Here is a 12,293-nt window from a genome sequence, read left to right as displayed (position 1 = left end):
TGTGTGCTGATCATGATCCAATGGCCCCCATGCATTCAATCAGCATGAAACATCATGTTTCCCTGCCTTACTGGCGCTTATCCGGCTTTTACTTCGCCTATTTTGGCTTTGTCGGTGCGTTTACCCCATTCTGGACCTTGTATCTCAAGTCTCTGGCATTCAATGCCTTCCAGATCGCCATCCTGATGTCTTTGTTCCAGATTGCACGCAGTTTTTCACCTAGCCTGTGGGGTTGGGTGGCGGATCATCGCGGCCATCGGGTGCCGATTATCCAATTCCTGGCTGGGGCCAGCTTGCTGGCTTATGTGGGTGTGTTTTTCGGCAACAGTTTTTACTGGTTGTTTGCCATCATGTTGACCTTGAGCTTTTTCTGGAGCGCCTCTTTACCCTTGATCGAGGCAGTGACACTGGGACATCTTGGCGACAGGTTGGACCGCTATGGGCATATCCGCCTTTGGGGATCGATAGGGTTTGTCGTCGCTGTGATTGGACTAGGGTATGCCGTGCAATACCTGGGCATGATGGCCTTGTTGTGGGTGATCCTGTTTCTGTTGGCTGCTGTCTGGGTCTTGTCATGGCGCTTGGCGGATCCGCTGGTGGCGTTGCAGCATCATGATGGTGATGGTTCATGGTGGGCGATATTGCGCAGGCGAGAAGTGATTGCGCTAATGGTTGCCTGTTTTGCCATGTCTGCTGCGCATGGTGTCTATTACACGTTTTACTCCATCTACCTGGTGGATCATGGCTATAGCAAAGGGATCGTGGGCTGGCTATGGGGCTTGGGCGTGATGTGCGAGATCATGGTATTCCTGTATATGCCCAAGCTAACGGCGCGTTTTGGCCTGCGGCATATCATGCTTGCCAGCTTGTTCTTGGCATTTGTGCGTTTTTTCGTGATCGGCTGGGCTGTGGATGTCTGGTGGCTGATTGTGCTTGCGCAGACATTGCATGCAGCGACATTTGGTTCTTATCATGCGGCAGCGGTTGCGCTGACACACCGCTATTTCAAGGGTAAGCATCAGTCCAAGGGGCAAGGTTTGTATACCAGTATCTCTTATGGTGTTGGTGGCACTCTGGGAGCCGTGATTAGCGGTTTTGCCTGGGAAAGCATAGGCCCAAGCTGGACATTTACCGTTTCTGCACTATGCGCTATGCTCGGCTTTATCTTTTTCATGTTCATGATGCAGGAAGATTAAAAGGGGAAACCATGCGGACATGGATGTGGCTGCTACCATGCTTGATGTCATCATTGGCGTGGGCAGAAACCCAGGTGAATATTGTGGGTTTGTTTCAGGGTAAAGCCATCATGGTCATCAATGGCGGCAAACCACGTACCCTTGCAGCAGGCGAATTCAGCCCTGAAGGCATACGCTTGGTGGCTGCCAGCAGCGATAAGGCAGTTATCGAGGTGGATGGTATCAGGCGCGAATTGGGCATGGGGCAGGCGATTGCGTTACCTAGCAAAAATGCCATGGCAGGTAGCAGTAGCGTCACCTTGTATGCTGACTCTACGGGACATCATTTCGCTGATGGCTATATCAACGGTGCATCTTTGCGATTTCTTGTCGATACCGGGGCATCGGCGATCGTGATGAATAGCGGCGATGCCAAATATGCCAAGATTGATTACAAAAGCGGTACGCCAGTCTCAGTGCAAACCGCTAACGGTGTCGCTAACGCCTATAAAGTCGTGATTGGTAATGTGCGCTTGAATAGTTTGATATTGAACCAAGTGGATGCGCTAGTCATGGAGGGTGGGTCTCCAGCAGTTGTGTTGCTGGGCATGAGTGCACTTAATCGGATGGAGATGAAGCGTGATGGGATTGCGCTTACCTTGACCAAGAAGTATTGATGCATGAATAACGGCAAATAAAAACGGCAGCCTAGGCTGCCGTTTTTATTCAGGTGATGGCTGTATGGCCATCTTTATCCTGCGTCGCTTGCTTAGTGACGCTTGTCTTTTTCAATCAGTGCGTAAGCAGAGTGATTGTGGATGGACTCGAAGTTTTCTGATTCCACCGTGTACTTGACGATGCGAGCTTCGGCGTTAAGCTGGGCCGCCACATCACGCACGATATCCTCGACGAATTTCGGGTTGTCGTAGGCGCGCTCGGTGACGTATTTTTCGTCAGGACGCTTCAATAAGCCATAAACCTCGCAGGAGGCTTGTTCTTCCACCAGGCGAATGATGTCTTCCACCCAGATGAAATCATTGATCAATGCGGTGACAGTAACGTGGGAGCGCTGGTTGTGCGCACCGTAGTCAGAAATCTTCTTGGAGCAAGGGCACAAGCTGGTTACGGGTACCACTACCTTAACGGTAATGTCGTAATTGCCTTGGTTGATTTCGCCAATAAAGGTGACTTCGTAGTCAGACAAACTTTGTACACCCGATACTGGAGCCGCCTTGTTGACGAAGTAAGGGAAGGTCATCTCAACGTGACCAGACTCTGCATCCAGCCGTTGCACCATACCACGCAGGATGCTTTCGAATGATTCCACGGAAATTTCGCGCTCGTTGTTGTTGAGAATCTCAACAAAGCGTGACATGTGCGTGCCCTTGAAGTTGTGTGGCAGGAACACATACATATTGAAATTGGCTACGGTATGTTGCACGCCGCCAGTCTTGTCCTTGACCTTCACTGGATGACGGATGGATTTGATCCCTACCTTGTCAATGGCGAGTTGCCGGGTATCCGGGGTGTTCTGCACATCTTCAATCGGTGGAATAGAGGGTTGGTTCATGAGATTCCTGAGACGCTATAAGTGAATTCGGTAATAGTTGAGTATACTACTTGGTTAATTTTTTCTCAATTGCGGCAGCAATGCCTGTAGCGTTGAGACCGCATTCCGCCAGCATGGTTTCATGTACTCCATGCTCGATAAAGGTGTCAGGCAGACCCAGGCACAGCACAGGTGTGTGAATGTCCATGTCTTGCATGGCTTCCATCACCGCAGCACCCGCCCCGCCCATAATGGCGTTTTCTTCCACGGTAACGATGAGCTCATGGCTTTGCGCTATCTCGCTGATCAATGCAATATCGAGCGGCTTGACGAAGCGCATGTTGACCACGGTGGCATCGAGAGTATCGGCCGCTTGCAGCGCTGGCGTTAGCATACTGCCAAAGGCGAGGATGGCTACGCGCTTGCCTTGCCTGCGAACCTCGCCTTTGCCCAGCGGCAGCAACTGCATGTTCTTCTCAATGGTGGCACCAGGGCCACCACCACGAGGGTAGCGAACGGCAGAAGGGCCATCATGCTGGTAGGCCGTATACAGCATCTGCCGACACTCATTTTCGTCGCTCGGTGTCATGATGGCGATATTAGGAATACAGCGCAGGTAGCTAAGATCAAAGCTGCCCGCATGGGTTGGGCCATCTGCCCCTACCAAGCCTGCGCGGTCAATTGCAAACATCACGGGCAGGTTTTGCAGGGCAATATCGTGGATGAACTGGTCGTATGCGCGTTGCAAAAATGTCGAGTAAATGGCGACAACAGGCTTAAGCCCATCGCAGGCCATACCAGCGGCAAACGTGAGGGCATGTTGCTCGGCAATGCCGACATCATAAAAGCGGTCAGGAAATTGCTCGGCAAACGCGTTGAGGCCAGAGCCATCGCACATGGCAGGCGTAATGCCAATCAAGCGCTCGTCTTGCGTGGCCATGTCGACCAGCCAGTCGCTGAACACCTGCGTATAGGTTTTTTTGCCAGCCTGCGTGATGGAGCAGCCATTACTCGGATCGAACTTGCCTACGCCGTGATACTTGCCGGGATTGTCTTCTGCGGGCTGGTAGCCATGGCCTTTTTGCGTGGCAATATGCAGGAACTGCGGGCCCTTGAGCTCGCGGATATTGCGCAATGTGGCAATCAGCACATCAATGTCGTGGCCATCAATCGGTCCGATGTAATTAAAGCCAAATTCCTCGAACAACGTACCTGGAGTCACCATGCCTTTGACGTGCTCTTCCGCGCGTTTGGCGAATTCACGCACAGGCGGTACTACACCTAGTACTTTCTCGCCAGAACGGCGCATTGAGGTATAAAGCGGTCCGGAAAGCAGCTTAGCCAGATAGTTTGTCAGTGCGCCAACATTGGGCGAGATCGACATATCGTTGTCGTTAAGAATCACCAGTAGGTTGGCATCCATCGCGCCTGCATTGTTGAGTGCCTCAAATGCCATGCCTGCGGTCATCGCGCCATCGCCGATGATGGCGATCGAATGGCGGTCAGAGCCAGTTTTCTGTGCCGCAATCGCCATGCCGAGCGCGGCTGAAATGGAAGTGCTGGAGTGCCCAGTGCCAAAGGTATCGTAAATGCTTTCATCTCGACGCGGAAAGCCTGCAATGCCACCTGGTTTGCGCAGGTTGCTCATGGCTTCACGGCGGCCAGTGAGTATCTTGTGTGGATAGGTTTGGTGACCTACATCCCAGACGACACGGTCTTCTGGTGTGTTGAAGACATAATGCAGGGCAATGGTCAGCTCGACTACCCCGAGGTTGGAAGACAGGTGTCCGCCGGTTTGCGCAACGCTATTGACGAGAAAGCCACGTAATTGCTTGGCAAGCTCATGTAGCTCCCTGCGGTCTAGTTTGCGCAGTTGCTCTGGTGAGTTAATGCTTTCTAGCAGTTTATACATGGCCGACCCGCTTAAAAGCTACGTTGAGTAATGAAATATGCCACCTGCTTGAGCTGCTGCGCGGCATCGCCATATGAGGCTAACGGTGCCAGTGCATCGTCAAGCAGCTCCTGCGCCAATCGCTTCGCTTGGTCTATGCCCAGAATGGTGACGTAGGTAGGTTTATTACTTTCCGCATCCTTGCCTGCAGTCTTGCCAAGGGTTTCGCTATCCGCTTCTGCATCAAGAATGTCATCCACCACCTGAAATGCAAGGCCAATGGCTTGGGCATAGTGATCAATGGCATGCAGTTGATCTTGGTCCAAGTCATCGGCACAGTGTGCGCCCAGCAGGGCCGCAGCACGGATTAATGCACCGGTTTTGTGGATATGCATATATTCCAGCTCGGTTTGGTCCAATGCCTTGCCTACGCTGGCGAGGTCAATCGCTTGGCCTCCTGCCATGCCACGTGAACCGCTAGCGATGGCGAGCAGATTGACCATGTCCAGTTGACGAGCAGGCTCGGTACATAGGCCCGGGGTTGCCAGCGATTGGAATGCCAGGGTTTGCAACGCATCGCCAACTAGCAGGGCGGTAGCATCATCGTATTGCTTGTGACACGATGGTTTGCCACGGCGCAGGTCGTCGTCGTCCATGCAGGGCATGTCGTCGTGCACGAGGGAATAGGCGTGGATCAATTCCACGGCAGCGGCAGCAATATCCACTTTTGCCGGATTGGCGCCACAGAGCTCACCTGCGGCATGGGCCAGCAATGCACGCACACGCTTGCCACCACCTAGCACGGCGTAGCGCATGGCTTCATGCAAACGGTCGGGAGCAATATCGGAGGCTGGCAGCAGGCTATTCAGCACTTGCTCCATACGTTGTTGGGTATGTTGAGCCCAGCTTTGGAAATCGGTCATTTAGTATCGTTGTAGGGTTGTAGCTGGTTGGATTCAGTGAGGATACGTACTTGTTGCTCAACATCTGCCAGGGATTGCTGGCAATGTTGCACAAGCTCCGAGCCGCGCTTGTAGGCCGCGAGGGATTGTTCAAGTGGCAACTGGCCGGACTCTATCTGTGCGACCAGGCTTTCAAGCTCTGTCATGGCGGCTTCAAAGCTCAACGCTTCAAATATGCTGGATTGCTGGTCGTCAGCTTTGGTTTTTTTACTCATGAAAACAACCGGTGCAGGAGCAGATAGCATCACTGCTGCTCGTTGCAGTTATTGAAAATAATGTGCCATTTTACGCTGAACTGCCCCTGTAAACCATGATTAAGTTAATGATAATCCCAGCTGGTGCTGCATAAAGCGGCGGATATCATCAATCTCTTCCATGCAAACCGAATGTGGCATCGGGTATTCGTGCAACTCCAGTGCATAGCCTTCGCCTTGTAGGGCCTGAACCGAGGCTTGATAGCGCGCAAGCGGAATCACATTGTCCTGGGAACCATGCGCCATGAGGATAGGGGTGGCTTGGTTGGCGGGATGTTTTTCCGTTGCCAGGCTGTCAGCTAGCCCGAGGTAGGTGGAAAGTGCCAGTACGCCTGCCAGTGGGGTGTCATGCCGTAAGGCTGTGTGCAGGGCAATGACGCCACCTTGCGAAAACCCCGCCAGCATGATGCGTTCTGCTGGAATCCCGCGGGCAATTTCATGCGCGATCAAGGCTTCAATTTTTTGCTGGGTAGCACGTATACCCTTGCCATCTTGTATGGCACCAGGCTGGAAGCTATAAATATCGTACCAGGCAGGCATGACATAGCCATTATTGACGGTCACTGCCATCGCAGGGGCGTGGGGCAAAATAAATCGGGTGTGGGGTAACGCAAGCTCACGCACTACTGGTGCAAAATCGTTGCCATCTGCACCCAGGCCATGCAGCCAGATCACGCTGTTTTGGATGGTATCGTCGGAAGCAATTTCAATAAAATCTAATAAAGACATCAATGTAGCCTAGTGTTGGGCGAAAATGGCATTTTGCCATGTAATGGCTATGGTGGCATGTTGCTACTGTGTTCGTGCGCCCTTTACGCTATGCTTCTGAAAAACCAGTACTTACTTGCATAACCAGACTGTCACTGTTCCTGCATGCGTCTTTCTTATTTTATTTCCCATCACTATATCCGCTTGTTACTTGGCGTGTTAGTGACCATCTTGCTGTTGGCCCATGTTGTAGGCGCATTCAACATGGGCTTTGTGAATGCCATGGAGCGTTTTGCCTATGATGCTCGCCTGCAATTACTGATGCCGGGTGGGCAAGATCCGCACATCGTGATTGTCGACATTGATGAAGCCAGTCTACAGCAGGAGGGCCACTGGCCTTGGGGGCGCAATAAGTTGGCGCATTTGCTGGATCAATTGTTTGATCATTATCAAGCCAGGCTAGTGGCTTTTGACGTTGTGTTTGCCGAAAAGAATGAAAGCTCTGGTTTGGCAGCATTGCAGGCTTTGCAGAAGGCGCGGCAACAGCCAGGGTTGGCAAGTGTGATTGATGAGTTGGCTCCCACGCTCGATTACGACCAATTATTTGCTAATAGCATTCGGGGGCGTGATGTCGTGCTGGGATATTATTTCCGGCACAATACACGCCTCAAGCAGAATATTGGCGTGCTGCCATCACCGGTTATCCAGGCTGGGGTATTGGAGGGGCGGGATATTGCTTATCTTTATGCCAGTGGCTACGGTGCCAATATTCCCAGCTTGCAACAGCAAGCAAAAGCCGCAGGACACTTTAACCCCGACCCTGATGAGGATGGCATCACCCGCCGCATTCCTCTGCTAGTCGTGTATCAGGGTGGTGTTTATGAAGCGCTGTCCTTGGCAGTGGCCCGACAAGTGCTGGGTGATGTAGCGTTGAAGTTAGGCTTCGCGGGTGGCGAGCAAGGTGCTGGTGTGGAGTGGTTGGCACTAGGGCAGCACAATATCCCGGTGGATGCTCACCTGAATGCCTTGATCCCTTATCGTGGCAGGCAAGGTAGCTTTGTCTATGTCTCAGCCGCAGATGTGTTGCATGGCAAAGTGCCGCAACAACAGCTAAAAAACCGTATTGTCTTGATAGGGACCACTGCGCCTGGATTGATGGATTTGCGGGCAACGCCAGCACAGAGTGTTTACCCAGGCGTGGAAATCCATGCCAACATGATCGCGGGAATTCTGGATGGCAGTGTCAAACAACAGCCTGCCTATACCTTGGGTGCGGAGTTTTTACTGTTACTCTTTCTTGGTGTCGGGCTGACTGTCTTGCTCCCTCGGATGCGACCAGCGCCAGCTTCGGTACTGGTGGTCTCGGTATTTTTACTGTTGATATTGTTTAACCTGCTGTCGTGGCAGATTGGCGTGGTATTGCCATTGGCTTCGGCCTTGCTGCTGGTCGTCGTGATTTACGTGCTCAACATGAGTTACGGCTATTTCATCGAATCACGCAGCAAACGTCAATTGACACAACTATTCGGTCAATATGTTCCTCCTGAACTGGTAGAGGAAATGGCGGCTCATCAACATGAGCTAGGGCTGCAGGGCGAAAGTCGTGAGATGACGGTGTTGTTTTGCGATGTCCGCGGATTCACCAGCCTGTCGGAAGCATTGGATGCGCCAACCCTAGCCAGGCTCATGAATGAATACCTCACAGCGATGACGCGCGTTATCCATCAACATCGGGGCACTATCGACAAATACATTGGAGATGCCATCATGGCCTTCTGGGGTGCGCCATTGCATGATGAGCAGCATGCCGCTCATGCTGTCAATGCCTCGCTGGACATGGTGCGAGAGCTGGAAAAAATCAATGCCGATTTCCAGCAACGAGGTTGGCCCGTGCTGGAAATCGGCATTGGCCTCAATAGCGGTGATATGGCCGTGGGTAATATGGGCTCCGAGTTCCGCATGGCCTATACCGTGTTGGGTGATGCAGTCAACCTAGGCGCGAGATTGGAAGGCCTGAGTGCTTATTATGCAGCGCCGGTGATCGTGAGTGAGTTCACCGCGCAGGCCGCAACGCAATATCGTTACCGTGAATTAGACCTAGTGCGCGTCAAGGGCAAGGATGTTCCCGTGAGGATATTCGCACCGGTTGCAAGTGATGATGCCTCAATGGACCAAGAGCTGAGCCAGTATGAATTAGCATTAACGGCTTATCGCCAGCAGCACTGGTCGCAGGCCCAATCGGCATTCATGGCATTGCAAGCGACATATGGTGCACGCATGATCTACTCAATCTACCTTGAGCGGATCACCTATTTCAGCCAACATGCACCAAGCGTAGATTGGGATGGGGTATTTAATTTTGAAAGCAAGCGAGGCGTAGCATGATGGTGAGAGTATTGGGCTGTAGTGGTGGTATAGGCCAGGGCCTGCGCACCACCTCCTTGCTGGTGGATGACGATATCCTCATTGATGCGGGCACTGGCGTAGGTGATCTGACGCTGGAGCAAATGGCGGTGATTGATCATGTCTTCCTCACCCATTCCCATCTTGATCATATTGCCTTCCTTCCACTGCTATTGGATGCTGTACTTGGTAAGCGTGATCAACCTCTCATCGTATATGCCTTGCCTGACACCATCATTAGCCTGCAAACCCACATCTTCAATGGTCAAATATGGCCTGATTTCAGCGAAATTCCTTCCATTGAGCAACCCTCCCTTGTCTATGCGCCATTGACTGTCGGCGATGTGGTTGAGATTGGCAGAAGAAAGATCACGGCATTACCCGCCAATCATACCGTTGCAGCCGTGGGTTATCTGCTTGATAGTGGTGAAGCTAGCCTGGCATTCAGTGGTGATACCACAAGTTGTGACGAATTTTGGCAGGCCCTGAATCAAGTGGATAATTTACGCCACGTGATTATCGAAACCTCATTTACCAATGCCGAAATCGCCCTGGCCCTGGTTTCTCGACATTACTGCCCAGCATTGTTGATGCATGGCTTGGATCAATTGCAATCTCAGCCACAGGTCTGGATCACACATTTGAAACCGGGTGAGGCGAGGGTGATTATGCGAGAGATTTATGAGGCGATGTATGTACTAAAGCCAAAAACTTTGCAACAGGTGCAGGCGATTTATTTTTAATAATATTGCATTGCCTACTCACTAAGTGACAAAGGCAGTTGAGAGTAGCTTTTTGTATGCCCAGTGTCATGTATTGAATGAAGTCTGAGATTGTAGTGACAGGATGGAGCTTTGCTATCCTGAAAAAGAAACAGGAGACAAGCTGATAATTGCTTTGTCTCCTGTGGAGGAAGATTAATTCTTTTTCGCTATTACCTTAGTGTAGTAAGTTAGCCTTGGCAGGTTTTTGGCGCGTATTTAGGCTTATCTGAAATATCAGAGCCGCAAGACCATGCGCCTGTTGTTGTGTCACGGGTTAGAGTAATCGTTCTTCCACTAATCTGACTAGGGGTATTTTGTAATGCACATGCAATAGTATTGCCAGTAACAGAAATGGTGCAGTTGCCTGTAGTGGCGGCTGGAACACCAATATCGGCAATAGCTGCTACCGTGCCACCATCGTTCACACGTACTTCAAATGCAGTTTTATAACCAGCAATCTCAGCTAAACCTGCGGTTACTTTTGCTTTTGCTTGATAGTCTGAATAAGCTGGAATTGCCACTGCCGCCAAAATACCAATAATTGCTACGACAATCATCAGTTCGATCAGCGTAAAGCCTTGTTGTACTTTTTTCATCATAAACCCCTTTTAGTTGAGTTGAGTTTGTATTGCGGTTGGAGGAGTACCGCATGGTTAGCTTATTGCAATGGATATGCCAACTTTTGGGCGTGATGAGTTTGTATTTGAATTTAAAGGGTTTTGCTGTGATTGAATAAAAAAGCGGAGCATTTGCTCCGCTTTTTTTGGCGTCACTTACTGACAAAAATTGTCAGTAAGTGACAAGACAAGTCGTTATTTGCCTTCGGCAACCTTTTTCAGGTTAGCTAGGCCTGCATCGTAAACACCGTTGACGGCATCAAGTGCAGATTTGTCATCCTGGCCTGGTGGGATTGGTGGGTTGAGTTTGTAGACACGGTAGAAACGGCCCATCCACTTCACTTCCGTCTTGCCGCCATCGGCTGCTTTAACTGTGATAGTGGAGTAGTAGTCAGCAACTGGCAGCACGCCTTCAATGATGCCGTACTTGAGTTGCTTGCTATCTTCGTCGATGCTCTTGAGGTTTTCAAGAATGGTGCCACCGCCCTTGAGGGTCAGCAGGCGCACGGTTTCTTCTTCACCAGCATCATTTTTGCGTTTGTCGAGCTTGGTGCTTTCAACGGCTGGGTGCCATTTCTGCATGTTGCCGAAGTCCTTGACCAATGCCCAGACTTTATCGGGGGTGGCATCGATAATGATGGTCTTTTCCACCTTTTGGGGAGCTGGGCCGTGAGCGGCTGCGGTCAATGGCAGCAGGCCTATAGCCAAGAGTGCGAGGATTTTCTTCATCTATATTTCTCCATGTTATTGCAAGTTAAAAAGCGGAACGATTAATGTGCTGTCTTGCTACCACAGGATGTGGGGCGGGACAGCGACTAACTAGCTCCTAATCAATGTGACGTCTTGTTGAGTATAAACTGCCCGAACGCCCGGCTTTGCTTGCCTGTGGGGATGTCCTGGACATGTTTATGGCTACTGGCGTCTATCACTGAAACCGAGTTGTCAAACCAGTTGGCAACGTAAATTTTGTTGCTGGCGGCATCATAATTGATACCTTCGGGGAAGCCGCCAACACGAATCTTGGTCACTTCTTTATGCTGTGTCAGGTCAATCACCGATACGGTGTCGGCCTGGGTATTGGTGACGTAAGCATAACGATTATCTGGACTCACCGTGACGCAGTATGGGTGTTCTCCCACGGCAATTGTATGTGTATCAAAAGTGTCCAGATTGATTACAGAGAGGCTGTTGGAATACACATTGACGGCAAGTAGTTGTTTGCCGTCAGGGCTGAGCGTGATGCCAAACGGGTGTTCGCCTGTGGCAACGCGTTGCAGCACCTTGAGCGTTTGCGTGTCGATAATAGCCAGGTCGTTGCTATCACGGTTGGCAACATAAAGCTTGCTGCCGTCAGGGCTGATGACGATACCAGCCGGGGCTTTGCCTATACTGACCTCGCGGCGTTGAGATGTGTCAGCAGTATCGATAACCAGGACACGGTTGTCATTCCAATCAGCGACATAAAGGCTTTTGCTGTCCGGTGACAGGGCGATGCCGACTGGTGAGCCAGAAATATCAATAGTATCGACGACGGTATAGGTATTGGTGTCAATGACTGAAACCGAATGGCTATCAACATTGCTGATATAAGCCTTGCCGAGGTTTTGCGAAGTGGCTACACCAACTGGCGCTTTGCCTACGGCAATGGTGGCGATGATGCTGTGATTGGCAAGGTTAATCACGGAAACCGTATTTTCGCCCTGATTGGTAATGTAAGCCTCATCGGCACAAGCCAAAAACGAGAGTGTCAGGAGAAGTAGGAAGCTACTGAGGGTACGGATGTTGTGTTTCACTGTTGATGGCTATTTTGCGATCGGGTTTTGCTGATTGAATAAAATAACGCGACAATGTCTGCTAAGGTTGACTTGGCAGTATACGGGCGTGCCGCAAACAGCGTCAAGACTGGATTTCTCCTGTGTTTCCCGGGATTGCAAAGCGGTAGAGCGGGCTTGCCCAGCTTTCAATATGGA

12 protein-coding genes are annotated in these 12,293 nt (G+C 51.1%); 4 read left to right on the top strand and 8 right to left on the bottom strand.

The features are described from left to right. The first annotated feature begins 44 nt into the window (after positions 1–44). Together LG202_RS13190 and LG202_RS13185 are read left to right on the top strand one after the other, a co-directional pair. Complete coding sequence (locus LG202_RS13190; RefSeq protein ID WP_230348848.1) at positions 45–1,196, top strand: MFS transporter; 1,152 nt, start codon at positions 45–47, stop codon at positions 1,194–1,196. 11 nt (positions 1,197–1,207) lie between these two features. Then, positions 1,208–1,852 carry a retropepsin-like aspartic protease gene (locus LG202_RS13185; RefSeq protein ID WP_230348847.1) on the top strand — a complete coding sequence of 215 codons (645 nt, stop codon included), beginning with the start codon at positions 1,208–1,210 and terminating at the stop codon, positions 1,850–1,852. A gap of 92 nt (positions 1,853–1,944) precedes the next feature. Here the strand turns inward: LG202_RS13185 and folE2 are convergent, their stop codons facing one another. The 5 genes from folE2 to LG202_RS13160 all read right to left on the bottom strand — a co-directional run bounded on the left by folE2 (position 1,945) and on the right by LG202_RS13160 (position 6,560). Further along, positions 1,945–2,745: a GTP cyclohydrolase FolE2 gene (gene folE2 / locus LG202_RS13180; RefSeq protein ID WP_230348846.1), complete on the bottom strand. Its 801-nt coding sequence runs from the start codon at positions 2,743–2,745 to the stop codon at positions 1,945–1,947. 46 nt (positions 2,746–2,791) lie between these two features. After that, positions 2,792–4,636, bottom strand: coding sequence for a 1-deoxy-D-xylulose-5-phosphate synthase (dxs, locus tag LG202_RS13175; RefSeq protein WP_230348845.1), 1,845 nt, complete (start codon positions 4,634–4,636; stop codon positions 2,792–2,794). Positions 4,637–4,647: 11 nt separating this feature from the next. After that, positions 4,648–5,538, bottom strand: a complete 891-nt coding sequence (locus tag LG202_RS13170; RefSeq protein WP_230348844.1) for a polyprenyl synthetase family protein — start codon at positions 5,536–5,538, stop codon at positions 4,648–4,650. After that, positions 5,535–5,792, bottom strand: a complete 258-nt coding sequence (locus tag LG202_RS13165; protein WP_230348843.1) for an exodeoxyribonuclease VII small subunit — start codon at positions 5,790–5,792, stop codon at positions 5,535–5,537. Before LG202_RS13165 ends, LG202_RS13170 begins: the two co-directional genes overlap by 4 nt. 99 nt (positions 5,793–5,891) lie before the next feature. Then, on the bottom strand, positions 5,892–6,560 hold the full coding sequence (locus tag LG202_RS13160; RefSeq protein ID WP_230348842.1) for an alpha/beta hydrolase: 669 nt from the start codon (positions 6,558–6,560) through the stop codon (positions 5,892–5,894). 144 nt (positions 6,561–6,704) lie between these two features. On the opposite strand from LG202_RS13160, the gene LG202_RS13155 reads away from it, so the two are divergent. Both LG202_RS13155 and LG202_RS13150 read left to right on the top strand, forming a co-directional pair. Further along, positions 6,705–8,924, top strand: coding sequence for a CHASE2 domain-containing protein (locus LG202_RS13155; RefSeq protein ID WP_230348841.1), 2,220 nt, complete (start codon positions 6,705–6,707; stop codon positions 8,922–8,924). Continuing rightward, on the top strand, positions 8,921–9,685 hold the full coding sequence (locus LG202_RS13150; protein WP_230348840.1) for a 3',5'-cyclic-nucleotide phosphodiesterase: 765 nt from the start codon (positions 8,921–8,923) through the stop codon (positions 9,683–9,685). The genes LG202_RS13155 and LG202_RS13150 overlap by 4 nt, the downstream gene beginning before the upstream one ends. A 209-nt stretch (positions 9,686–9,894) precedes the next feature. Here the strand turns inward: LG202_RS13150 and LG202_RS13145 are convergent, their stop codons facing one another. The 3 genes from LG202_RS13145 to LG202_RS13135 form a co-directional block, all read right to left on the bottom strand. Continuing rightward, the gene (locus LG202_RS13145) at positions 9,895–10,302 is read right to left on the bottom strand and encodes a pilin (RefSeq protein ID WP_230349013.1); all 408 of its coding nucleotides are present in this window, start codon (positions 10,300–10,302) and stop codon (positions 9,895–9,897) included. A gap of 216 nt (positions 10,303–10,518) precedes the next feature. Continuing rightward, positions 10,519–11,052, bottom strand: a complete 534-nt coding sequence (locus LG202_RS13140) for an SRPBCC family protein (RefSeq protein WP_230348839.1) — start codon at positions 11,050–11,052, stop codon at positions 10,519–10,521. A gap of 101 nt (positions 11,053–11,153) precedes the next feature. Continuing rightward, the gene (locus tag LG202_RS13135) at positions 11,154–12,116 is read right to left on the bottom strand and encodes a YVTN family beta-propeller repeat protein (RefSeq protein WP_230348838.1); all 963 of its coding nucleotides are present in this window, start codon (positions 12,114–12,116) and stop codon (positions 11,154–11,156) included. Positions 12,117–12,293 lie beyond the last annotated feature (177 nt).

This window comes from Methylobacillus methanolivorans, assembly GCF_054588515.1.
This window is presented reverse-complemented; position numbering and strand designations above follow the sequence as displayed.